Origin of the sequence: Agromyces sp. Marseille-P2726 (assembly GCF_902809835.1) — a bacterium.
In the GTDB taxonomy this organism is placed as follows: domain Bacteria; phylum Actinomycetota; class Actinomycetes; order Actinomycetales; family Microbacteriaceae; genus Agromyces.
In genome coordinates, this window is record NZ_CADDWM010000012.1 from 58232 (window position 1) to 81727 (window position 23496).

Here is a 23496-nt window from a genome sequence, read left to right on the forward strand (position 1 = left end):
CTGCCTTTGCCGCTACGTTTGTCGCACAGGTCGGCCCTTGTGGCCGCGAGCCGCAACGATGACGTGCGGCTCGCCCGTCGGAGGGCGTCGATCGCATCGATGCACGAAACGCGATACGAGAAAGCGAGACCACCGATGAGAACCACCTCTCCACCCGTCCGATGGCGCAGGCGAGCGCTTGCGGCCGCCGGGGCGCTGATCCTCGGCACGTCACTGATGACGGCCACCGCCGCGACGGCCGCCGACGAAGACCCCCGTGAGGGACTCATGCCGGGGTACTTCGACGCCGGGATGGCGACGAGCAACATCGACCTGCTGGCGAGCCTTCCACGCGAGGCGCCGTTCGACGCCCCGCCGGGCAACTTCGGTTTCGTGAACTCCGACCTGGCGTTCACGGGCGATCACGCCATCGTCGGCAACTTCAACGGCTTCCAGGTGTACGACATCGAGGATGGCGCAGCTCCGACGCTGCGGTCGTCGTTCGTGTGCCCCGGCGGCCAGGGCGACGTGTCGGTCTACGGCGACCTGCTGTTCATGTCGGTCGAGGAGACCCGCGGCCGGATCGACTGCGGCACGCAGGGCGTGCCCGGCCAGGTCAACACGGACCGGTTCCGCGGCGTGCGCATCTTCGACATCAGCGACATCGACAACCCGGTGCAGCTGCCGGGCGTGCAGACGTGCCGTGGCTCGCACACGCACACGCTGGTGACCGACCCCAACGACTCCGAGAACATCTACATCTACAACTCGGGTACATCGGGAGTCCGGCCGGCCGCAGAGCTCGCGGGCTGCGAGAACGCCAACTCCAACACGCAAACCCCCGTCACGTCGGGCAACCCCACCCAGTGGCGCATCGACGTCATCAAGGTGCCGCTCGCGGCGCCGCAGACGGCGTCGATCGTCAGCCAGCCGCGGATCTTCATCGACCCGGCGACCGGCGCGTTCAACGGCCTGCAGAACACCCCGGCGGGTACCGCGCACCCGAGCGGCACGGCGTACAGCCCGCTGCCCAACACGAACACGTGCCACGACATCACGGCCTACCCCGAGATCGGGCTCGCCGCGGGCGCGTGCCAGGGCAACGGCATCCTGATGGACATCTCCGACCCGGCGAACCCGGTTCGGATCGACGCGGTCGCCGATCCGAACTTCTCGTACTGGCACTCGGCGACGTTCAACAACGACGGCACGAAGGTCATCTTCACCGACGAGTGGGGTGGCGGAACCTCCGCCCGCTGCCGTGTGACCGACCAGCCCGAGTGGGGCGCGAACGCACTGTTCGACATCGTCGACGGCAAGCTGGAGTTCCAGAGCTACTACAAGCTCCCGGCCGTGCAGACGAGCCAGGAGAACTGCGTGGCGCACAACGGTTCGATCGTGCCGGTGCCGGGTCGCGACATCATGGTGCAGGCCTGGTACCAGGGCGGCCTGTCGGTGATCGACTTCACCGACACGGCGAACCCGGTCGAGATCGCGTACCTCGACCGCGGTCCGATCGATGAACCGAACTCCACGGGGCTGAACCTCGGCGGGTACTGGTCGACTTACTGGTACAACGGCAACGTGCTCGGCAGCGAGATCGCGCGCGGTTTCGAGAGCCTGGCATTCACGCCGAGCGAGCACCTGTCGGCGAACGAGATCGCCGCCGCGGGCGAGATCGAGCTGGCCGAGTTCAACGCGCAGCTGCAGACCAAGCTGGTGCACGCGCCGAGCTTCGCGGTCGTGCGGTCGTTCGTCGACCAGGCCGAGCGTGACGGCACCCTGAGTGGCAACGCGCTGAAGCAGGTGCGCAAGTCGATCGACCAGGCCGAGAAGCTCTCGGGCGGGTCGGCGAGCGCCAATGCCGTGGCGACGCTCCTCGGCAACGCGGCTCGCACGTCGGGTGCCGCAGCCGACTCGAACCTCGTGCAGGCGCTCAATGCGCTCGCCGAGTCGATGGGTTGATCGACCCGATCACGACGATCGCATGAGGGAGGCCGGGCCGCGTGCCCGGCCTCTCTTCGTGCGATGACTCATGCGCAGGTCAGAGCGGCAGAACCGAGTCCCGTCGTGCCGCACCCGCCGACCCCGCGTCAGGACGTGCGCGCGGCCAGCATCTCCTGCATGCGGGCGATCTCGATGCCCTGGTCCGACTCGACGTGGCGTGCGAACTCGCCGATCGCGGGCTCCTGGCCGCCGCCGTCGCGGTAGAGCTCCTCCACCATCTGCAGCGCGCCCTGATGGTGCTGGATCATGTACTCGAGGAAGAGCCGGTCGAACTCAGCGCCCTCGGCCGCTTCCAGGCGATCGAGTTGCTCGTCGGTGAGCATCCCCGGCATCTCCGCCGCGCCGTGCCCGTCGTGGCCGTCGCCTCGGATCGGCTGGGAGCGTTGCTGCATCCACTTCGCCATGAGGTCGAGCTCGTCCTCCTGGCTGACCTTCATCCGCTCGGCGAGCAACCGGATGTCGCGGTCGTCGGTGCGTTCGTCGACGAACTCGGTCATCACGATCGCCTGGTAATGGTGGTCGATCATGTTCCGCATGAAGACCACGTCGGCTTCGACGTGCGCCGGAGCCTCGATCGCCTCAGCCTCCTCGGGCGACATCGTGCGGTTCGGCTGGCCGGGTGCTCCGAGCTGGACGACCGGCTGGGTGGGCTCGGGATCCGCATCAGCCGTGCACGCGGTCATGCCGAGCGCGAGCACCGCCACAACTCCCAACCGCCAGGACCGCCTCATCGCCGTCACCCGGTTCCTCGCCATCGAATCGAAGGGGGGTCGCACGCGCACCCCGAGGTGATCGCCCGCGACCGCTTTTTGGATGGTGTCCATATAAGCCGAAGTCGCCCATCGACGCGAACTCCGGCGCTGACGGGCGAGCGCACCCACGGTGTGCGGGCACAGTGCGAATAGGCTCAGGGGATGACGAAGCTCTCCTCAGGAATCGCGCTCGACGAACTCGATCCCGAGGTGCGTCCGCAGGACGACCTCTTCCGCCACGTGAACGGCCGGTGGATCGAACGCACCGAGATCCCGGCAGACAAGGCCCGCTACGGCTCGTTCCTCGTGCTGCACGAGGAGGCCGAGCAGGCCGTGCGCGAGATCATCGAGGAGGCCCAGCGGGCCGAGCCGGGCTCCGAAGCCCGCAAGGTCGGGGATCTCTACGCCAGCTTCATGGACGAGCAGCACGTCGAACTCCTGGGTGCGTCGCCGATCGCCGCGCAGCTCGTGGAGGTGTCGCTCATCAACTCGGTGGAGTCGTTCCTCGAGACGCTGGGCCGACTCGAGCGGCAGGGCGTGTCGGGCTTCGTGCAGCTCTACGTCGACAACGATCCGGGCAACCCCGAGCGCTACCTCGTCTTCGTCGAACAGGGCGGCATCGGACTGCCCGACGAGAGCTACTTCCGTGAAGAGCGCTTCGCGGCAGTGCGCACGGCCTACGGTACGCACCTCGAGCGCATGTTCGCCCTCGCGAAGCTCGACGACGCGGCCGACCGCGCCGTTCGGGTCTTCGACCTCGAGACCGACCTGGCCAAGGTGCACTGGAACAACGTCGACACGCGTGACAGCGAGAAGACGTACAACCTGTACCGATGGCCGGATGCCGCGGCCGCGGCATCCGTGGGTCTGCAGATCTGGCGCGACGCCATGGGCGTTCCCGAGGGCGCCTTCGACGAGCTGGTGCTGCGTGAGCCGAGCTTCGTCGAGGGTCTCGGCAAGCTGCTCACCGCCGAGCGGCTCCCGGCGTGGAAGGACTGGCTCGCCTGGCAGGTGATCCGCTCGAGCGCCGCGTACCTCTCGAGCGACTTCGTCGACGCGAACTTCGACTTCTACGGGCGCACGCTGACCGGCACGCCGCAGCTGCGCGAGCGCTGGAAGCGGGGCGTCTCGCTCGTCGAGGGCGCGATGGGCGAGGCGGTCGGTCGCATCTACGTCGAACGGCACTTCCCGCCCGCGGCGAAGGAGGCGATGGACGACCTCGTCGGGAACCTCGTCGAGGCGTACCGGCAATCGATCAGCGCCCTCGAGTGGATGGGCGACGAGACACGTGCCCGCGCGCTCGAGAAGCTCGAGAAGTTCACGCCGAAGATCGGATACCCCGTGAAATGGCGCGACTACTCGAGCCTCGCCATCAGGCCCGACGACCTCATCGGCAACGTCCGGGCGACCGCGGAGTTCGAGTTCAATCGCGAGCTCGGCAAGATCGGCAAGCCGATCGACCGCGACGAGTGGTTCATGACCCCGCAGACGATCAACGCGTACTACAACCCGGGCTTCAACGAGATCGTCTTCCCGGCCGCCATCCTGCAGTACCCGTTCTTCGATGCGAGTCGGGATGCCGCGGCCAACTACGGCGCGATCGGCGCGGTGATCGGGCACGAGATCGGGCACGGATTCGACGACCAGGGCTCGAAGTACGACGGCGACGGCCGGCTCGTGGACTGGTGGACCGACGACGACCGCGCCGCCTTCGAGGACCGCACCAAGGCGCTCATCGCCCAGTACGACGTGTTGCGGCCGGCGCAGCTCGACGGCACCGAGCACGGTGACGACCACCACGTGAACGGCGCTCTCACGATCGGCGAGAACATCGGCGATCTGGGCGGACTCGCGATCGCGTGGAAGGCCTACGTGCTGTCGCTCGATGGTGGGGAGCCGCCCGTCATCGACGGGCTCACGGGGGCGCAGCGGTTCTTCCTGTCATGGGCGCAGGCCTGGCAGATGAAGGGCCGCGACGAGGAGGTCATCCGGCTGCTCGCCATCGATCCGCACTCGCCCAACGAGTTCCGGTGCAACCAGATCGTGCGGAACATCGACGAGTTCTACGGAGCGTTCGACGTCGACGACGGTGACGCGCTCTGGCTCCATCCGAGCGAGCGCGTCACCATCTGGTAGGCAGCGAGCTGGGAGGGCCCGAGCCCTCAACTCGTGACCGAGATGTTGCCGATGTTCGTCTCGAAGCGGTACTGACGAGACGCCGACATGTCGCTGTCGGCCTGCACGTCGACCTCGCCGAGCGCCGAATCGACCGTGATGGCGTAGCGTCCCTGCGGCAGGTTCACGTCGACCTCGCCCAGGTCGGTCTCGACTCGGATGCCACTGGGCAACGACTCGAGCGCGAGCGTCACGTCGCCGACGGCCGACTGCACGGTCAGCTCACCCTCGGTGTCGAACCGGGCGAGATCGATGGTGCCCACGTCCGACGTCACGTCGAGCGACGCGGCGGACCCGACCAGCACGATGTCGCCGACGTGGCTGCGGGCCGAGACGTCGTCGAATGTTCCGACGGCGTCGACGTCGCCCACGTCCGTGCGGAGGTCGAGGGCCACCGGCTCGCGCTCGAGGGCGGCGGGCAGCACGAGCTGCAGTTCGGGCGCGCGGTCGCCCATCCACGGCCACCACAGGTCGGGGATCCCGAACTCGCGGACGTGCCGGAGCGAGACGTGCAGGGTGTCGCCGCGCACCTCATGGTCGAGGGCGAGACGCGCGCGCGAATCGTTCTGGCGCAGCGTCAGCTCGCCGCTCTCGACATCGCCGTAGGCAACGCTGACGTCCGCGAGGTCGCCGTCGAGCACGACCGCGTCGAATCGCTCGGAGATCTCGAACGTTCCGGATGCATCGGGACGGGTGAGGGTGCGCACGAACGCCACGGCGAGCCACGCGAGCATGGCCGTGATGAGCACGCCGACGACGATGAGGGCAGCCGTTCGGCCGGCGTGCGAGGGACTGGGGGTCGGTGTGGTGGACATCTTTCGCTTCCTGACTCGGACCGCTCGTGCGGTGGTGTTCGGCCGATCGCGGGGGATCTCGGCGGTATGTCTTCACGGTACGGAGGGGAGGTCACCGGGAGGAGCCGGGCAGCCGCCCGATCCCTCGGGGGGTAACCCCCCTCGCCGTGCCCGAGTCGGGTGAGCCGCATGCCCGAGGGGTCTTACACTGGCTTAGTCCGATCCGTCCTTCTCGAGCGCGCCGCGACCCGCGGTGGGGGAGCGCCGAGCCCCAGAGGAAGAGCGTGCAGCCACCGTGGTGACGTCGTCGCAGGGTTCCGAGCGGCGAGCGAAGCATGCGAGCATCCGACGAGGGCGTCACCGCACCGAGGAGGCGAGCGAGAACTTCGCACGCGGGTTCAACGCACTCGGCGAGCTCGCACTCGACGGCGTGCAGGTGTCCGCTCGCGCGACCGACCTTGCGACCGGAAAGGTGCTCTTCTCCGTCGACGACCACGTGGTGATGCCCACGGCATCGATCGGCAAGGTGCTCCTGCTCGTCGAGGTCGCGTCGCGCCTGGTGGGCGCGAACTCCGAGTCGTTCACGGTGCTCGACCGGGCCCCGCGCGACGCCGTGGGCGACTCCGGCATCTGGCAGCACCTGCAGTCACCCTCCCTGCCGATCGCCGACCTCGCGTCACTGATCGGGGCGACGAGTGACAACCTCGCCACGAACGTGCTCATCCGCTACGTCGGGCTCGAAGCGGTGCGCGCTCGCACCGAGGCGCTCGGCCTCACCCGCACGGCACTGCTCGACCTCGTTCGCGATCACCGTGGCCCCGACGACGCGCCGCAGCTGTCGATCGGCTCGGCCAAGGAGCTCACCTGGCTCTTCGCCTCGCTCGCGCGCGGCGAGATCGTGAGCCCCGAGGTGTCGCAGCGCGTCGTCGGCTGGCTGTCGCTCAACTCCGACCTCTCGATGGTGGCGAGCGCGTTCGGGCTCGACCCGCTCGCCCACCGCATGCCCGATCACGGCGTGCTGCTCATGAACAAGACCGGCACCGACGGCGGCGTGCGCAGCGAGGTGGGAGTGCTGCGCGGTCCCCGCGCGAGCGTGGCCTACGCCGTGTCGATGTACTTCGCCGACACCATGCTCACGTCACGCCTCGCCGTGCTCGACGGCATGCGCCAGGTCGGCCTCGATCTGCTCGAGTACGTTCACTAGTCGGTTCCGCGGGTTGAGGAGTCGCGCAGCGACGTCTCGAAACCCATGTGCCCGGTGTCGGTTTCGAGACGCGCCTGCGGCGCTCCTCAACCCGCAGAGGCGAGACGCGCCTGCGGCGCTCCTCAACCCGCAGAGGCGAGACGCGCGCGGCTGCTCGTCAACCCGCGGCGTCCGAGGTGAGCAACGCCAGGCCATCGCGCACCGCGAGGGCCGTCTCGCGGGCGCCCAGGATGCGGAAGTGCCCGGCGACCGGCACGCGCACGTTCGTCGCTCCGTCGAGTGCGCTGCCGTCGGGCACGTGCGGATCGAACGTGCCGAACACCGAGACGATCTGCGAGTTCACGGATGCCGCGCTGCCGAGCATCACGATGGTCTCGTCGGTCGGCAGCAGCGCGCGAATGCTCGGGTCGCGGAAGAGCCTCGCTCGCCGGGCTCCGGCGAACGGCGTGCAGATCGCGACGAGTCCGCGGATGCCGAGCGAAGCCGCCCGGTCGTCGAGCAGCAGGCGCTTGCCGATGAGCCCGCCCTTCGAGTGCCCGACGATGACCCGTCCGGCAGACGGCACGCGCACGCGAGCGAGCGCCTCCGCCACGTGGTCGGCCGTCTCGGCGATGGCCGCGCGGTTCGCTCGCAGGCCGTGCACGACGGTCACGCGGTATCCCTCGGCGTTCAACGCGTCCCCGAGCGGGCGCAGGAACGACCAGTGCTCGTAGACCCCGGGAAGCAGCACGACCTGGGGCTTGGCCGGGTCGCCGACCGTCCAGCGCGCCGGCGAGCGTCGGCCGTCGAGGAGCACGGCGAGTTGCCTGAGGCCGGCGTAGGCGTAGTCGCGTGCCATCCATCCCACGGCGTCGAGCCGGTTCATCCGCTCGGCCTTCAGCGGTTGCGACGGCTGCGTGACGGCCCGTCCGACCGGCTCGCCGCGTGCGTCCTGGGCGATCATCTCGCCGACCCGGCGCCCACTGACCACCATGGTGTCGTGACCACGGCCGGGCACCTCGGCGTACCGCCCCTTCGGAGCCAGCGCCGCCATCTCCTCGCCCCAGTAGCGCGGCACCACGGCGTCGGTCTCGCCACGGATGACCAGTGTGTCGGCGGTGATCTGCGGAAGCGCCTGCTCTATGCGGTGGTCGAGCATCGGCCGCAGGTTGGCGATGAACCACCTGGGCCCGGCCTTGAGGTACAGCGCGAGCCCCGTGACGACGACCCTCGGATCGACCACCAGGAGGTCCTGCAGGAATCGCGCCGCCTGCTTCACGAGGGTCCGCTCGCGCGGGTTCACGGTCGCGCCGATGAGCACGACGCGATCGACGAGCTCGGGATGGCGTGCGGCTGCCTCCGCGACGACCTGCGCGCCGGTGGAATGGCCCACGAGCACGGCCCGCGCGATGCCCTCGGTCGCGAGCAGGTCGGCGATCAGGTCGGCGGACTCGGCCATGGTCAACGGCCGGCGCGGCTCGGGCGCATCGCCGAATCCCGGCATGTCCAGCGCGTAGACCGTGCCGGTCGGCTCGAGGAGCTCGGCCACCGGGTCCCAGTATCCGTGCGCCATGCCGAGCCCGTGCACGAGCACGTAGTCGGGCCCGTCCGCGATGCCCGACCGGCGCACGACGACCGCGTGCTCGCCGCGGCGGAACTCGCGGGTCGTGGCCATGCCGGAATTCTAGGCGCCTCAGTCGATGACCCCGGATGCCGCGAGCCGTTGCAGCACCTCGGCACCCGCCGGCGGACACCGGCTCAGGTCGGCCGTGGTCACCCAGTGCAACTCGCCGACCTCCGCCGACGCGACGGGCGGGGCATCCGTCTCGGCCCGGAATACCCGCATGCGCACGAGCCGGCCATCGGGTTCGCCGTGCGCCTGGACCACGACCTCGAACAGCTCCTCGAGCGACTCCGGTCGAAGGTCGAGTGCGACCTCCTCGAGCGCCTCGCGGGCGGCGGCTTCCGCGGCTGTCTCGCCGTCGTCGATCTTGCCGCCCGGCATGTAGTAGACCTCGCGGTCGCGCGCGGTCACCATGAGCACACGGCGGTCCCGCACGAGGGCGATCGCGGCGACATGCAGGTCTGGCAGATGCGGCATCCGTCTCACCCTAGGCCGCGGCACGCCCCCAACCACTCGCTGCTGGGCCGGGCGCCGGTACGCTGGCTCGCAGTCCGATCGCGAAGGAGCGAGCCGATGGCCGACGAGAATCGCGGGTACGTGCGTGCCGTGCAGTCCGAGGTGTTCCGGGCCGGGGTGGGCGGCACGAAGCCCGCGGTGCCCGTGGACGTCGAACTGCTCGAGCGTGCCGCGCGCCGGGCGCTCTCGGCCGACGCGTTCGCGTACCTCGCCGGCGGTGCCGGCAGCGAGGCGACCATGGCCGCGAACCGGGCCGCGTTCGCCCGGTGGCGCATCATCCCGCGGGTGCTGCGCGACGTCGGCACCCGCGACCTCTCGATCGAGCTGTTCGGGCGGCGTCGGGCGACGCCGTTCCTGCTCTCGGCCATCGGCGTCGCCGAGCTCGCGCACGCCGAGGCGGATCTCGCCGTGGGCCGCGCGGCATCGGCGCTCGACGTGCCGTACGTGCTCTCGAACCAGGCGTCGCGGCCGATGGAGGAGGTCGCGGCGGCGATGGGCGACCGGGCCAGGTGGTTCCAGCTCTACTGGAGCGGATCCGACGAGCTGAACGCGTCGTTCGTCAGCCGTGCCGAGGCGGTGGGGTGCGAAGCCGTCGTCGTCACGCTCGACACCCACCTGCTCGGCTGGCGCGCACGCGACCTCGACGCCGCATTCCTCCCGTTCACCCGTGGGCAGGGCATCGCGCAGTACACGAGCGACCCGGTGTTCGCCGACCTCGTGCGCGAACGTGTCGCCCGGGGAGGCGCCGGCGGTGCTCGGCCGAAGGTGACCCCGACGCTGCTCCGCTCGGCGTTCCGGATCGCCCGCTCGGGCGCCGGCACCCGCCTGGTCGAAGGCGGCGTACGCGACGCGCTGCGATCACCCCTGCCGCGGGCCGCCATCGAGACATTCCTCGACGTGTTCTCGAATCCGGCGCTCACGTGGGACGACCTCGCGCGGCTTCGGGAGTGGACGGGGCTGCCGGTCGTGCTGAAGGGGATCCTGCATCCCGATGATGCGAGCCGAGCCATCGACGCCGGCGTCGACGGCATCGTGGTGTCGAATCACGGAGGCCGCCAGGTCGACAACGCGGTCGCCTCGCTCGACGTGCTGCCCGACATCGTCGAGCGGGTCGGCGGTCGGGTGCCGGTCGTGCTGGACAGCGGCGTGCGCGGCGGCGCCGACGCGTTCATCGCGCTCGCACTCGGCGCGACGGCCGTCGGCATCGGGCGCCCCTACGCCTACGGCCTCGCCGTCGCCGGGTCGGCCGGCGTGCGCGAGGTCGTGCGGAACCACATCGCCGAGTTCGACGTCACCATGGCGCTCGCCGGGCACACGGCGGTGTCGCAGATCGGGCGCGACTCGCTGCGGGCTGCCTGACCCGCGGCCACGCGGCATCCGCCACCTATTTCGTCAGCGTCCGCACGAGCGCGACGGCCTCCTTGGTGGACACTTCGGGCAGGTACGCCCGGCCCACCGCGACCCCGATCGTCGGCAACGCGAGCGGATCGGGATAGGCCATCGACAGCGTCTCGTACTCGGGGTTGAACTTCGCCTTGAACCGGAACAGCGACGAGAACCCGTACGCCGGCTCGAGCGTCTTCGCGAGGAAGTCGAGGAGGCGGGTCATCGCGGTCGGCTCGGGTGGCTCCTCGCCGGGGGCGAGCGGCTTGGTCGCGAGGGGAGCGCCTGACAGGCTGAGCACCTCGGCGCCCGTCTCCTTCATGTGCAAAGCGGCCGACGCGATGAGGAACTCCATGATCCCGTTCATGCTGCCGTCGGTTCGGCGCATGAAGTCGATGGTCCAACCGACCACGTCGCCGTCGCGGTGCACCGGGAGCCAGCTCGTGACCGCCTGGAGGCGCCCGTCGGGATCGACGGCGAGCATGAGGCGCACGTCGGGATCCTTCAGCTCGTCCATCCCACCCAGGGTGAAGCCCATCTCGGGCAGCTCCTTCTCGGCGACCCACTCCTCCGAGATGGCGTTGATCTCGGCCGCCGTCGCGAGCGGGAGTTCGTCCCAGCTCGCCCACACGGTGGTCATGCCCTCCTTGATGCCGCGGTTCAGCGCCTGGCGCACCTTCTGCCACGGTTTGCCCGTGAACTCGAGGCCCGTCGTGCGCACGATGGTCTCCTCGCCGACCGACATGTGCGGCCATCCCATCTCCTCGAACACCGGGAGGCAGTGCGCGTGCACGCTGTAGAAGACGGGCACCCAGCTGTTCGAATCGCAGAAGGATGCGAATCCCCGGATGACTCGACCCGTCTCCTCTCGTCGGCAGATCGGGTCCGACATCGTGATCGCGATGCCGTTGACGACCCGGTACGCGACCACGGACTCGCCGTCGGGGCCGAACCAGTAGACGTTTCCGGGCCAGGTCGTCATGAAGCCGAGCGTGCCGCCACCGTGGCGACGGAGGAGCTCGCGAGCGCGCAACCGGTCGGCGAAGCCCATCTCCGAGGTGGTGTGGCGCATGAGCATCACGGCCGCGACGACGAAGACCGTCCAGAACACCGGGCCGACCGCCTGGTACAGGACGCTCGCGACGTCGTGCCCGGGAAGGACGATGGGGTCGACGACCGCCAGGAAGTGCGGTGGCACGAACCGCTTGAGCGTGTCGATGAGCAGGTCGGAGGGTGCGGCGCCAGGCCAGTACTCGCCGATGGTCGCGAGGCCGACGGCGTAGTAGAGCACCGCCAGGGTGAGGAACGTCACGACGACCGTCACGAGGAAACGCGTGAACGCGCGTCGCGGTGCCCTGATCTGGAAGTGGCGTCGCGTCACCGTGAGCAGCACGATGATGCCGACCGGAAGCGCGATGATGGCGAGCACCCAGACGATGAGCTCGCCGATGTCGAACACGGTCCACGTGCCGTCCTCCACGTCGGCGGTGGTGATCGTCACCTCGACGTTCGTGCGAGCGAAGACCAGGATGGCCACGTTCACGGCGATCGCGAGCCAGCGGGCGAATCGACGACCGTTGCGAAGTCCCCATGCCGCGACGAAGAGCAGCACGACCGGCACGAACGACAGGAGGAACATGCCGAACCCCTGGGCGCTGAGGAGCGCGAGTTGCCGCGTGCACTCGGCTGCCACCACGCTCGCCGCGGCGTTGCACTGCGTGATCACCGTGTCGATGTCGACGGGATCGTCGTCGAAGAGGTACGAGCCGTAGCTGAACGGCGTCAGCTCGGTGCGATTCACGAGGGCGACGATGGGCCCGGTCGCGGTCACCGCCACGATGGCGGCGACGAGCGTGCGCGTCTCGCCATGGGAGCTGCGTCGTGCCGTGAGCGTCGACGCGTCGCGCGCGAGGAGCGCTCCGAGGAAGTAGCCGGCGATCGCAGCGATGAGGCGGTACACGTTCGATGAGTCGCCGTCGTACAGCACGAACACGAGGATGAACGCGAACGTCACGATGCGCACGCGGCGCCGCCAGAGCACCCCCATGAAGGCCGTCGAGGCGATCAGGGCCCCGACGACGCCGGCAAGCGGATCGAGCGTCAGGTCGACGGAGGTCCCCACGGCCCACCACTCCCCGGCGAGCGACCCCAGCCACTGCAGCCACGTGCCGAGCGCGACGCCGAGGAGCCCTGTGACGAGGAAGGCGACGATCGCCCGCCATGAGCCCATTCGACGCTCGGCCACGCCGAGCAGCACCAGCGCGCCGAGCGCGCCGAACACGAGCTGGAACGGGTCGAACGGGATGACGAGCGCCGAACCCACCGTCCACCACCGGCCGGACTCGATCGTGGTCGTCACGCCGGCCGACCAGGCCTGCAGCGTCGCCTCCGAGGCGGTGCCGAAGAACGTCCCGGTGACGAGCGACGTGCCGATCAGGACGACCGTGAGGGCGATGCTGACGGGTACGCGACGGATGAATGTCGCGAACGTCTCGCCGGTCGACCGCAGCCGCCCCTTCGGCTCGACATCGGCATCCTGCGGTGCGACGTTCGATTCGGTGCCGCTCATGCTGGTTCCTCCGAGGTCGGGAATGTGTTCATCGCTGGATCCTCCGGCTCGCTCACGTCGGCGGCGCGAGTCCGAGGCGCGGGTACAGCACTCCGAAGCCCGCCTCGAGGCCGCCGTTCAGGCCCGAGACGCCGTGGTCGGCGTCGGGCACGAGGATGAAGGTGGTGGTCATGCCGGCCTCCACGGCGGCATCCGCGAGTCGTTCCGCGCCCGGCGCGAATCCCGGATCGTCGGCACCCACGGTGAAGATCGCCGTCGTGTCGGGGTACGGCGCGTTCGCCGCCATGATGTTCACGGGTTTCACGGCGTCGTAGGCGGCCTGGTTGCCGTCGAAGACGCTCGCGAGCACGTCGTCGTTGTGCTCGGCGCCGGCGAACTCGACCGGTGAGACGGCGAGGATGTTGCCGAAGACCTGCGGGTGCTTCGCTCCGAAATAGGTGGCGCAGCCGCCTCCGTTCGAGTAGCCCGCGACCGTGGTGAAGGCCGGGCCCTGCAGTACCGCGAGGTTCGCCCTCGCCCACGGCACGACGTCCTGCATGACGTAGGTCTCGGCGTTGCCGCGCTCGGTGTCGAGGCAGAGCGGATCGATCGACGGGTCGCCCAGTTGGTCGATCACGAGCGCGATCGGAGCGAGACCGTCGTGCTCGGCGGCATATCCGTCGAGCACCTCCGCGATGAAGCGGACATCGGGGTCGCCGGGTTGGCCCATCATCATGATCACGAGCGGCAGCCGCGGCGGTTCCTCCACGAGCGCGGCGGGCGGCAGGTAGACCTGCGCGGGCCGCGCCGGAAACCCCGACGACGTGCTGGGCACGCCGCCCTCCACGATGCCGCTCGCACCCGCGGCGGGCATGTCGGGTGGCGGGGTCCAGGTGAGGTACAGGGGTTCGGCCGGATCGGCCGGCGGCGGGGCATCCGGTGGATCGATGTCGATCGTGGCCGCCCTGGAGATGTGCAGCATCGAGCCGAAGGTGGGGTTCAGGCCGTACGCGGCGTTGATGCCGAACACCGCGGTCATCGCGAAGAGCGGGATCGCGAGCGAGGCGATGAGCTTGCGCCACCAGCGGGAATGCCAGAGGTTCCAGATCGCGAGGGTGATGCCCGCGGATGCCGCGGCCACCCACGACCATGCCGCATCGATCACCGGTCCGCCGAACGAGTCGAGCGGGTTCACGGCGAACCAGAGCGCACCGGCTCCGACCATGGCGCCCACGATGAGCAGGACGACGACCGTGAGCACCCAGGACGTGCCGCTGCCCCGACCGAGCAGGTAGATGAACACCGCCGCCGACAGGACGTAGAGCGTGGTGAGGAAGGGCCCGTCGATCACCTCGACGTCGAGCAGGAAGTCCCACACCGTCGCCCCCCTCGGCCTCCGGTCTGCTGCGCACAGCGTATCGAGGCCCGGAGGCCACGGTCCGTACCCAGAACGGAGGGCCGCGGGGTGGGTGCAGGATTCCGCGGCCAAGGCCGCCGAGGGTCGTCCGGCGGCCGGTCGGCTCCGCCGATCGCCGGTTGCGCCGCCGCATAGGATGGTGGCGTCGTTTGTTTCGCGGGCGATCGCCCGATCCAGGACCATTGGAGCCACCGTGGCCGCACCCAGCCGTCTCGACGCCGTCATCGCTCTCGCCCAGCACCGGGGATTCGTCTTCCAGGCGGGTGAGATCTACGGCGGATCCCGATCGGCATGGGACTACGGACCCCTCGGCGTCGAGCTCAAGGAGAACATCAAGCGGCAGTGGTGGCGGTCGATGGTCACGAGCCGCGACGATGTCGTGGGCCTGGATTCGAGCGTCATCCTGCCGAAGCAGGTGTGGGTGGCATCCGGTCACGTGGGGGTCTTCACCGACCCGCTCGTCGAGTGCCTGCACTGCCACAAGCGGTTCCGCGAGGACCACCTCCTCGAGCACTACGAGGAGAAGAAGGGCCGCGCGCCCGAGAACGGCATGGGCGACATCGTCTGTCCGAACTGCGGCACTCGCGGCCAGTGGACGCCGCCCCGCGACTTCAACATGATGCTGCGCACGTACCTGGGCCCCGTGGAAGACGAAGCGGGGCTGCACTACCTGCGACCCGAGACCGCGCAGGGCATCTTCACGAACTTCGCCAACGTGCTGCAGGCGGCGCGCATGAAGCCGCCGTTCGGCATCGGCCAGATCGGCAAGTCGTTCCGCAACGAGATCACGCCCGGCAACTTCATCTTCCGTACGCGCGAGTTCGAGCAGATGGAGCTCGAGTACTTCGTCGAACCGGGCACCGACGACGAGTGGTTCGACTACTGGCTCGAGTACCGGTGGAACTGGTACGTCGACCTGGGCATCGACCCCGAGAACCTGCGTCGCTTCGAGCATCCGAAAGACAAGTTGTCGCACTACTCCAAGCGCACGATCGACATCGAGTACCGCTTCGGCTTCCAGGGCGGCGAGTGGGGCGAACTCGAGGGCGTCGCGAATCGTACCGACTTCGACCTCTCGACGCACTCGGAGCACTCCGGCAAGGACCTCTCGTACTTCGACCAGTCGAAGAACGAGCGGTGGACGCCGTATGTCATCGAGCCCGCGGCCGGCCTGACCCGGTCGCTGATGGCGTTCCTCGTCGACGCGTATGACGTCGAGGAGGTGCCGAACGCGAAGGGCGGAATGGATTCGCGCACGGTGCTTCGGCTGGATCATCGCCTCGCGCCGGTGAAGGCAGCCGTGCTCCCGCTCTCGCGCAATGAGAAGCTGTCGCCGCTGGCCCGAGACGTCGCGGCTTCGCTCCGGAAGCACTGGAACGTCGACTTCGACGACGCGGGCGCGATCGGGCGTCGCTACCGGCGCCAAGATGAGATCGGCACGCCGTACTGCATCACGGTCGACTTCGACTCACTCGACGACGACGCCGTGACCGTACGCGACCGCGACACCATGGCCCAGGATCGAGTGCCGCTCGACGAGCTCGAGGCGTACATGGCCGCGCGCCTCGTCGGCGCGTAGCGCGGCTCCACCCAGGCGCCCAACGGCTTGCTACGCGGCACGTTCGTCGCGTTCTGCCCGTATCACCGGGTCGCGCAGGCTTGGTGGCGTGGGCAGTCGTGCCGGGTCGATGGGGTTGATGAGGTCTGCCGGGGTCTTCGGTCGCATCAGTCGTGGGGTCTGTTCGGGGTCGACGCCCGGTGGCGGGATCAGCCAGTAGGCACCGCCGTCGCGGCGGATCTCCCAGCCTTCGTTGTGATACCGGAGATGATCTCGTCGGCAGAGCAGGATGCCCTCGGCGATATCAGTCCGTCCCTGGTCGCGTTTCCAGTGATCGATGTGGTGCGCCTCACACCACGAGGGTGGGCGATCGCAGTCAGGGTCGAGGCATCCACCGTCACGGACCGCGAGCACGGCCTTCTGCGCCGCGGTGAACAGCCGCTCCTCCCGGCCCAGGTCGAGCACGTTGCCCTCACGGTCGAACCGGATCGGCAGGTACCCCGCGCACAGCCCGGTGTGCACGTTCCCGACCGGGATCCGGTCGGGATGACCCTCGAGCATGCCCGACCCACGGCCCGTCGCGAGGGTTCGCTCGTTGACGACGACCCGTACCGCGGGCTTGGTGGAGTTCAGCAGCCGGCCCGGGTCGACGGTGACGCCGGCGTGCAACACCTGCACGAGCCCGTCCGCCGCGTTGCGTTCGCGCATCACCTTCGCGTCGGCGTAGGCGGTGTCGCCCGTGACCGGGTCACCGAACCCGCGCCGCACCTTCGGTTCCACAAGTCGTGGATGGGTGAGCTGGTCGAACACTGCTTTCACGTACATCCCGGTCTCGGGATCGAGCTCGAATTCACCCCGTACCATACCGTCGGGTTTCACCCAGACTCGCCAGAACCGTCGCTGGTGCTGTGCTTGGGCCCGGGCCTCCACGCCGGCAGCGTCGACTCGGTCCCGAGCCTGCCGGGCCAGTCTGCGCGCAGCGTCGGCGTCGACCTCTCGACACACGGGCATCAGTTCGTCGAGGGCGGCGGCGAGCAGCTGCTCATCGGCGTCACCACCCGGGTCGCCGAGGCCAGACCGGATGGCGTCGGCGACCGCCACTGTCACCTCACCAGCGACCACCGCCGCGGACAACGCCCCGTACCAGGGCGGGGCGATCTCGGGCAGGATCGTGGCGGCTGCGGGGTCACCGGCGCGGAGCCGGTCGAACTAGGCGGCCGCCTCGGCTTCGACGACCATCTCACCGACCGCGACCAGCGCGGCGGTGTCACGTCGGGTGGCGCGGGTGATCTTCTGCAGCATCTGCGTCGCCGAGGCGTGCCCGTCACGACGCGCCAAGCCTTGCTGCCCGAACGGCACCCGGGACCGGCGGGCGACCTCGGCGGCGGCCAACGCCTGGAGCCGTTCCAGCTCGTGCCGCAACGTCGAGATTCCCTCAAGCGCCGCCACCAGTGCAGCATCATCGGCGGCACGAAACGCGGCGGGCGTCAGCCCGGATGCCGGTATCGCGCGGGTGATTCCCGCGAAATCGGGCAATGGTTCGGGCATGACTCCATTCTCCCGCAACGCGTCGACATTCGAACAAAGATTCGAGAGTCTGTGGATAAGTCGCACACCTGGTGGGCGGTCCTTCGACCGGCCCAGCGACCGGGGCGCGCACAGCCCACGCGTCGGTCGCGGCGCCGCTCGACCGACCTCAGCAGCGCGCCGCCGCCCACTCCCGCCGCAGCACCCCGTAGACGGCCGTGTCGGTCCACTCGCCGTCGTGGTACTCCTCCTCGAGGATCGTCGCCTCGCGACGCATCCCGAGGCGTTCGCACAGCGCAGCGGATGCCGCGTTCCGCGCGTCGAGGAACGCCTGCAGGCGGGGCGGACGCAGCGTCTCGAACGCGAAGTCCATCACAGCGCCGGCTGCCTCGCGTGCGGGCCCCCGCCCCTGGAAGTCGGGATGCAGCACCCAGCCGAGCTCGAGCTGCGCGTGCTGCACGCTCGAGACGCGCACCATGAAGTCGCCGATGACGCGATCGCGCGCGGCATCATCGATCGACGGTTCGCCGAGCAGGATCGCCGCAAACACGACGAAATCCCCGTCGCCCGCGAGCAGCCGCCCGGCGGCGCGCTTCGCCGTGTGCTCGTACGCTTCGACACGGTCGCGCTCGGGCCACGGCAGGTACCGGATCCCCTCGGCCAGTCGCTGGTACTCGAAGACATCAGGGGCGTCGGATGCCTCGAGCGGGCGCAGCACGAGCCGCTCCGTGCGCAACGGGGCATCGGTCAGCGCCGACGCGTCGTAGGGGAACCGCAGCGCGGGCGGCCCGTCGGATGCCACGACGGCATCGCGACCGGAGGCCGGCGCCGCCGCGCCGGTCATGACGCGTCGGCCGCCGCGGCCCGCCCCGCGGCATCCGTCGCCTGCGCGGCGCTCTGCGACCCCGCCGTCGCGTCGGGCACCACGCCGAACAGCGCCTCGAGCCCGTCGACCCACGCCTGCTGCTCGCCCGAGCGGGCCAGCTCGCGCGAGCGCACCATGGGCGTGTGCAGCAGCACGCCGGCCATGTGCCGAAGCGCCGCCTCGGTGCGTCCGTCGTCGTCGCCCCGCGAACGAGCGCGGGCGATCTCGGAGTCGAGGATGTCGAAGACGTGGCGGCGCAGGGCGACCACCGCGGGAGCGATGTCGCGCTCGTCGATGGTGTCGCCGAACGCGCGGGCGTCGTGGCGCACGATCTCGCGAGCGGCATCGGTCGCCCCGAACTCCTCGAGCGGCGCGTGGATCTTGATGGTCTCGAGGTCGAGCAGCTCGACGCCGGGCAGCTCGACCACGTCGGGCGCGACGTTCCGGGGGAGTCCCAGGTCGATGACGAGCTGCCGGATGTCGCGTGCGGGTGCCGTGGCGTCATGCCCTGCGCCGGGCAGGCTCACCACCGATCCGGCGAGGGATGCCGCGAGCTCCTCGCGCCCGACGGCGAGCAGCGTGCGGTCGACCACGTGGTGGTCGGCCGTGGTGCAGGTGATGATGACGTCAGCGTCTGCGGCCGCGGCGGCGAACTCACCGCGAGTGATGGCGGCGATGCCGTGGTTCCGCGCGAAGCGGCTGCCGCGGCCCGACGGCGAGTGCACGCGCACATCGATCACGCCGCGGTCGCGGAGAGCTGCGAGCGAGGCGCCCGCGAACCGCCCGGGGCCGACGAGCAGCACGCGCGTGGCGGCCCAGTCGGTGACGCGGCTCTCGGCGAGGTCGAGGGCGAGCCGTACGAGGGAGCGCCCTTCGCCGCCGATGCCGGTCTCGTTCTTCACGCGTCGCGAGGTCTGCGAGGCGCGCTGGAACAGCCGCTCGAGGTCGGGCGTCGTCGTGCCCTCGGCACGCGCCTGCTCGAGCGAGCGGCGCACCTGGCCCGCGATCTCGCCCTCGCCCACGACGACCGACTCAAGACCCGACGCCACCGAGAAGAGGTGGCCGGCGACGGCGTTGCCGTGGACGAACCCGAACGTGGAGCGGAGCTCATCGGCCTCGAGCCCGGCCACGGCACCCACCGCGTGGATCGCTTCGTGCACCGCGGCGACGGGCGACTCGCCCTCGGCTGTGTCAAGGTCGAGGTAGGCCTCGAAGCGGTTGCAGGTCGAGACGACGACCGCGCCGCGAAGTGCGTCGTGGCCGTCGAGCATGCGGGGTGCTGCGTGTACCGCGCTCGCCGAAAGCCGCTCGAGCATGTCGAACCCGGCGTTCTTGTGACTCGCGGTGAGGCAGATGAGCACGAAGGGATTCTACCCGCCGTCGAACACGGCTCCGGTCAGCACCGGTGCGGTCGCGGCATCCGTCAGCGCCGAGCCGCGGCGGCCTGCGCCGGCGTGATGATCGGGATCGGCGCCGTCAGCGGCGGCAGTTCGAGCCCTTCGGCCGCGAGCGCCGCGCGGTGCTTCGCCTTCCAGCTGCGCACGACGGCGTAGAACGGTGCATCCGCGAGCGCGTACCGACCGACCCGGCCGGCCGCCAGGATGATCGGCAGTTCGATGCTCGCGCCGTGGTGCCGCACCCGCAGCACGACGACCTGCACGACGGAACTCCCGACCACCATGGAGTCGGCACGGATGTTCCGCACTTCGCGCCACGGGAACTGCGCTGCTCGCCTCGGCCGGCGGCCTCCGTTCCAGAATGCGATGCCGAGCTCGTCGACGACCACCGAGAAGCGCGAGCCGAGGCGTACGGTGCTCGCGTCTTCACGCACGAGGTCGTTGAGCCGCCGCTCGAGAAGCCGGCTCCGGATGCCGCTGCTGAGCTCTCCTCGCACGGCCGCCTCGAGTGCGGTACGGCGGGAACGCGTGCGCGTCGCCCGGGCGAGACGCACGCCGCTCCAGCCCACGGGCGCGACCGGCGCGCCGCCCGCGAACCCGGGGGCGACGTGCGCGGTGGGGACGGGGGGAAGGCGCGGCACGATGCGCTCGAGCACCGCGGAGCCGGTCACCAGGCCGGCGATCACCGCGACCGCCGTGAGGGCGACCAGCGCCGTGAGGCTGGCACGGTACTGGGGTGCGGGGTTCATGACGCGGCTCGCCGTGGCGGAACCGGGGCGCCGGAAATCGGGGTGGACAGGACGTTCGACACGATCGGGGACCTCGTCGTCTTCTCCGTGGGGGTGCGGAGGCGTGCCGGGGCGGGCACGTCGTCATGCTCGGGGGCGCACAACGCCTCCGACAGTAGCGCCGATCACGCGGACGATGGAAGGGGTCCTGCCCATCGGCGTGTCGTCCGTGCGCGACCCCTCAGACCGGTGCGCGACAATGGCACGCGTGATCCTCTCCTCGCAGCATCCCCTTTCCGCCGGTCGCACGTCCGAGTCACGACTCGTGCGCGCCTATCGGGGCGAGCGTGCCGACACCACGCCCGTGTGGTTCATGCGGCAGGCCGGCCGGTCGCTCCCCGAATACCGCGAGCTGCGCGTCGGCACCCGCATGCTCGACGCGTGCCTCGAGCCCGCGATGGCGAGCGAGATCACATTGCAGCCGGTGCGCCGTCACGGTGTCGACGCGGGGATCTTCTTCAGCGACATCGTCGTGCCGTTGAAGCTCGTCGGCGTCGACGTCGAGATCCAGCCCGGACGCGGACCGGTCTTCGACAAGGGGTACGCGGATGCCGCGGCTGTCGCCGAGCTGACGAGCATCGACCCGGCACGCCTCGATGCGGCATCCGGCCCCATCACCGAGGCGGTGGAGCGCACCGTCGTGGAGCTCGGCGAGACCCCGCTCATCGGCTTCGCCGGGGCGCCGTTCACGCTCGCCGCGTACCTCACCGAGGGCGGTCCGTCGAAGGACCATCTCGCGGCACGCACGCTCATGCACGCCGACCCCGGAGCGTGGCGCGCGCTCATGGACTGGACGGCCGAGCTCACCGGACGCTTCCTTCGCGCACAGGTCGTGGCCGGGGCTTCCGCGGCCCAGCTCTTCGACTCGTGGGCAGGCGCCCTTTCGCTCGCCGACTACGAGGCGCACGTGGCGCCCGCGTCGGCGAAGGCGCTCGGCTTCGTGCACGACCTCGAGTACGAGACCCCCGGATCCTCCGGTGGTCGAGGAGCGCCCGCCGAAGGCGGTTCCTCCGGTGGTCGAGGAGCGCCCGCCGAAGGCGGATCCTCCGGTGGTCGAGTAGCGCCCGCCGAAGGCGGACGCGTATCGAGACCCGTCCCCGTCGTGCACTTCGGCGTCGGCACGGGCGAGCTGCTCGGCGCGATGAGCGCGATCGGCGTCGACGCGGTCGGCGTCGACTACCGCATCCCGCTCGACGTAGCGGCGCAGCGAGTCGGCGCCGGCGTGCCGCTGCAGGGCAACCTCGATCCCGCGCTGCTCGCCGCGCCGTGGCCGGTGCTCGAGGCCGCCGTGCGCGATGTGCTCACTCGCGGGAAGGCCGCCCCGGCACACGTCTTCAACCTCGGCCACGGCGTGCCCCCCGAGACCGACCCGACCGTACTGACCCGCATCGTCGAGCTCGTCCACAAGGCGGCCGCATGACCGACCGGGAGATCCCGGCGCTCGACGGCGAGCTCGAGCCCGAGGAGCGCACCGCCGACGTGGTCGTGATCGGCGGCGGCGTCGCGGGCATGGTCGCGGCGCTCGAGTGCGCCAAGGTCGGCCTGCGTGTCTCGCTGCTCGAGCGCAGCGACCAGCTCGGCGGATGCGTCGGTCGCATCGAACTCGACGGGCTCACCCTCGACAGCGGCGCCGAGTCGTTCGCGACGCGTGGCGGTGCCGTCGCCGAGATGCTGACGACGCTCGGCCTCGAGGGCGACATCGAGAAGCCGAACCCCGCGGGCGCATGGCTCGTCATGCCGGGCCCGAGCGGAGGGACGGATGCCGCTCCGCTGCCCCGGACGGGCATGCTCGGCATCCCGGCCAATCCGCTCGGCGACGACGTGCGTCGCATCATCGGATGGCGCGGCGCCATCCGTGCGTACGCCGACCGCCTCATCCCGATCCTCAAGATCGGGCGCTACCGCAACCTCGGGCACCTCGTGAGCTCGCGCATGGGACAGGCCGTGCTCGACCGGCTCGTGACGCCCATCTCCGCGGGCGTGTACTCGACCGACCCGAACGAGCTCGACCTCGACGTCGTCGCGCCCGGGCTCAACCAGGCGATGACCCGCACGGGCTCGCTCTCGGGCGGAGTGGGTCAGCTCGTCGAGGAGCGCAAGGCCGGAAGCGCGGTGCTCGGACTTCGCGGCGGGATGCACCGGCTCGTCGACGCGCTCGCGGTCCAGCTCGACCGGTTCGGCGTGGAGGTCGTGCGCGCGGCGGAGGCGACGCGCCTGGCGCGGATGTCACCGACCGGTTCCGATTCGTCGGAGAAGCGCTCCCAGGGCTGGCGCGTCGAAGCCGGCACCGCCGGTGGCATCCTCCGCTACGAGGTCGCGTACGTGATCGTCGCCGCTCCGTCCGACACGTCGCGCAGGCTGCTCGACGAGGCCGCCCTGGGGCGGACCGATGCCGCGACCCTTCGAGGGCCTCAGGGCGGCGCCTGGCCCCCGGCGGCATCCGTCGACATCGTCACCCTCGTGCTCGACGCACCCGAGCTCGCCGCAGCACCGCGCGGGACCGGCGTGCTGGTGGCCGCCGGCACACCGGGCATCGCCGCGAAGGCGCTCACGCACTCGACGGCGAAGTGGCGATGGCTTGCGGATGCCGCGGCGCCGCGTCAGGTCGTGCGGCTCTCGTACGGGCGGGCGGGTGAGCCCGGCCCCCTGACCGGACTCGACGAGGGCGCCGTCACCCGGCTGGCCCTCGCCGACGCGTCGGCGCTGCTCGGCGTGCCCCTGGACGGCACGATGCTGCGCGCCGCCGGACGCACGTCCTGGCGTGACGCCCTGTCGCAGGCGACGCTCGGTCAGCGCGACCGCGTGCGCGACCTCGAGCAGGTGTTGGCCGCCGAGCCGGGCATCGAGGCGACCGGCTCGTGGGTCGCCGGCACGGGCCTCGCGTCCGTGATCCCGCACGCGCTCGAGGCGGCACGCCGCATCCGCCACCTCGCCGTGAGACCCGGCGGGCACTCGTGACAGGCCCGGCTTCGCGCATGGCCCG

The 23496-nt window shown here is 70.3% G+C and carries 18 protein-coding genes; 7 read left to right on the top strand and 11 right to left on the bottom strand.

Annotated features, from left to right (window positions below; genetic code table 11):
* Positions 1–135 precede the first annotated feature (135 nt).
* A complete protein-coding gene (locus tag HUS56_RS06530; RefSeq protein WP_217423954.1) occupies positions 136–1944 on the top strand; it encodes an LVIVD repeat-containing protein in 1809 nt (602 codons plus the stop codon).
* A 128-nt stretch (positions 1945–2072) separates the two neighbouring features.
* Here the strand turns inward: HUS56_RS06530 and HUS56_RS06535 are convergent, their stop codons facing one another.
* Positions 2073–2717 (bottom strand): DUF305 domain-containing protein, encoded by a 645-nt coding sequence (locus tag HUS56_RS06535; RefSeq protein ID WP_254431349.1) that lies wholly within the window; start codon positions 2715–2717, stop codon positions 2073–2075.
* Between the two features lie 183 nt (positions 2718–2900).
* On the opposite strand from HUS56_RS06535, the gene HUS56_RS06540 reads away from it, so the two are divergent.
* A complete protein-coding gene (locus HUS56_RS06540) occupies positions 2901–4874 on the top strand; it encodes a M13 family metallopeptidase (RefSeq protein ID WP_173922597.1) in 1974 nt (657 codons plus the stop codon).
* Between the two features lie 26 nt (positions 4875–4900).
* Here HUS56_RS06540 and HUS56_RS06545 read toward each other — a convergent pair whose 3' ends face one another.
* Positions 4901–5728 carry a DUF4097 family beta strand repeat-containing protein gene (locus HUS56_RS06545; RefSeq protein ID WP_173922598.1) on the bottom strand — a complete coding sequence of 276 codons (828 nt, stop codon included), beginning with the start codon at positions 5726–5728 and terminating at the stop codon, positions 4901–4903.
* 274 nt (positions 5729–6002) lie between these two features.
* Here HUS56_RS06545 and HUS56_RS06550 point away from each other — a divergent pair, with 274 nt between their 5' ends.
* Complete coding sequence (locus HUS56_RS06550) at positions 6003–6911, top strand: serine hydrolase (RefSeq protein WP_173922599.1); 909 nt, start codon at positions 6003–6005, stop codon at positions 6909–6911.
* Between the two features lie 157 nt (positions 6912–7068).
* Here HUS56_RS06550 and HUS56_RS06555 read toward each other — a convergent pair whose 3' ends face one another.
* Positions 7069–8565: an alpha/beta fold hydrolase gene (locus HUS56_RS06555; protein ID WP_173922600.1), complete on the bottom strand. Its 1497-nt coding sequence runs from the start codon at positions 8563–8565 to the stop codon at positions 7069–7071.
* A gap of 18 nt (positions 8566–8583) precedes the next feature.
* Positions 8584–8991, bottom strand: coding sequence for an NUDIX domain-containing protein (locus tag HUS56_RS06560; RefSeq protein WP_173922601.1), 408 nt, complete (start codon positions 8989–8991; stop codon positions 8584–8586).
* A gap of 96 nt (positions 8992–9087) precedes the next feature.
* Here HUS56_RS06560 and HUS56_RS06565 point away from each other — a divergent pair, with 96 nt between their 5' ends.
* Positions 9088–10389 (top strand): alpha-hydroxy-acid oxidizing protein, encoded by a 1302-nt coding sequence (locus HUS56_RS06565; RefSeq protein WP_173922602.1) that lies wholly within the window; start codon positions 9088–9090, stop codon positions 10387–10389.
* 25 nt (positions 10390–10414) lie between these two features.
* Here the strand turns inward: HUS56_RS06565 and HUS56_RS06570 are convergent, their stop codons facing one another.
* A complete protein-coding gene (locus tag HUS56_RS06570) occupies positions 10415–12982 on the bottom strand; it encodes a phosphatidylglycerol lysyltransferase domain-containing protein (RefSeq protein WP_173922603.1) in 2568 nt (855 codons plus the stop codon).
* A 52-nt stretch (positions 12983–13034) separates the two neighbouring features.
* Complete coding sequence (locus HUS56_RS06575) at positions 13035–14339, bottom strand: esterase family protein (RefSeq protein ID WP_173922604.1); 1305 nt, start codon at positions 14337–14339, stop codon at positions 13035–13037.
* A gap of 232 nt (positions 14340–14571) precedes the next feature.
* Here HUS56_RS06575 and HUS56_RS06580 point away from each other — a divergent pair, with 232 nt between their 5' ends.
* Complete coding sequence (locus tag HUS56_RS06580; protein ID WP_254431323.1) at positions 14572–15957, top strand: glycine--tRNA ligase; 1386 nt, start codon at positions 14572–14574, stop codon at positions 15955–15957.
* 30 nt (positions 15958–15987) lie between these two features.
* On the opposite strand, the gene HUS56_RS06585 is transcribed toward HUS56_RS06580, so the two are convergent.
* The 5 genes from HUS56_RS06585 to HUS56_RS06605 form a co-directional block, all read right to left on the bottom strand.
* Positions 15988–17070, bottom strand: coding sequence for an HNH endonuclease (locus HUS56_RS06585; protein WP_256368787.1), 1083 nt, complete (start codon positions 17068–17070; stop codon positions 15988–15990).
* A gap of 75 nt (positions 17071–17145) precedes the next feature.
* A complete protein-coding gene (locus HUS56_RS06590) occupies positions 17146–17484 on the bottom strand; it encodes a hypothetical protein (protein WP_173922607.1) in 339 nt (112 codons plus the stop codon).
* Between the two features lie 148 nt (positions 17485–17632).
* Complete coding sequence (locus tag HUS56_RS06595) at positions 17633–18307, bottom strand: GNAT family N-acetyltransferase (protein ID WP_173922608.1); 675 nt, start codon at positions 18305–18307, stop codon at positions 17633–17635.
* Complete coding sequence (locus HUS56_RS06600) at positions 18304–19689, bottom strand: glutamyl-tRNA reductase (RefSeq protein WP_173922609.1); 1386 nt, start codon at positions 19687–19689, stop codon at positions 18304–18306. Before HUS56_RS06600 ends, HUS56_RS06595 begins: the two co-directional genes overlap by 4 nt.
* 62 nt (positions 19690–19751) lie before the next feature.
* A complete protein-coding gene (locus HUS56_RS06605; RefSeq protein WP_173922610.1) occupies positions 19752–20474 on the bottom strand; it encodes a hypothetical protein in 723 nt (240 codons plus the stop codon).
* Between the two features lie 238 nt (positions 20475–20712).
* On the opposite strand from HUS56_RS06605, the gene HUS56_RS06610 reads away from it, so the two are divergent.
* A complete protein-coding gene (locus tag HUS56_RS06610; RefSeq protein ID WP_173922611.1) occupies positions 20713–21933 on the top strand; it encodes a uroporphyrinogen decarboxylase in 1221 nt (406 codons plus the stop codon).
* On the top strand, positions 21930–23471 hold the full coding sequence (locus HUS56_RS06615) for an NAD(P)/FAD-dependent oxidoreductase (protein ID WP_173922612.1): 1542 nt from the start codon (positions 21930–21932) through the stop codon (positions 23469–23471). The genes HUS56_RS06610 and HUS56_RS06615 overlap by 4 nt, the downstream gene beginning before the upstream one ends.
* The last annotated feature ends 25 nt before the right edge of the window (positions 23472–23496 follow it).

Bases quoted from the DNA above. Each gene is read 5' to 3' on its own strand.
- HUS56_RS06570 (WP_173922603.1), bottom strand. From the start codon at position 12,982: ATGAGCGGCACCGAATCGAACGTCGCACCGCAGGATGCCGATGTCGAG.
- HUS56_RS06535 (WP_254431349.1), bottom strand. From the start codon at position 2,717: ATGAGGCGGTCCTGGCGGTTGGGAGTTGTGGCGGTGCTCGCGCTCGGC.
- HUS56_RS06615 (WP_173922612.1), top strand. From the start codon at position 21,930: ATGACCGACCGGGAGATCCCGGCGCTCGACGGCGAGCTCGAGCCCGAG.
- HUS56_RS06610 (WP_173922611.1), top strand. From the start codon at position 20,713: ATGGCACGCGTGATCCTCTCCTCGCAGCATCCCCTTTCCGCCGGTCGC.
- HUS56_RS06540 (WP_173922597.1), top strand. From the start codon at position 2,901: ATGACGAAGCTCTCCTCAGGAATCGCGCTCGACGAACTCGATCCCGAG.
- HUS56_RS06590 (WP_173922607.1), bottom strand. From the start codon at position 17,484: ATGCCCGAACCATTGCCCGATTTCGCGGGAATCACCCGCGCGATACCG.
- HUS56_RS06565 (WP_173922602.1), top strand. From the start codon at position 9,088: ATGGCCGACGAGAATCGCGGGTACGTGCGTGCCGTGCAGTCCGAGGTG.
- HUS56_RS06555 (WP_173922600.1), bottom strand. From the start codon at position 8,565: ATGGCCACGACCCGCGAGTTCCGCCGCGGCGAGCACGCGGTCGTCGTG.
- HUS56_RS06605 (WP_173922610.1), bottom strand. From the start codon at position 20,474: ATGAACCCCGCACCCCAGTACCGTGCCAGCCTCACGGCGCTGGTCGCC.
- HUS56_RS06545 (WP_173922598.1), bottom strand. From the start codon at position 5,728: ATGTCCACCACACCGACCCCCAGTCCCTCGCACGCCGGCCGAACGGCT.
- HUS56_RS06595 (WP_173922608.1), bottom strand. From the start codon at position 18,307: ATGACCGGCGCGGCGGCGCCGGCCTCCGGTCGCGATGCCGTCGTGGCA.
- HUS56_RS06530 (WP_217423954.1), top strand. From the start codon at position 136: ATGAGAACCACCTCTCCACCCGTCCGATGGCGCAGGCGAGCGCTTGCG.
- HUS56_RS06560 (WP_173922601.1), bottom strand. From the start codon at position 8,991: ATGCCGCATCTGCCAGACCTGCATGTCGCCGCGATCGCCCTCGTGCGG.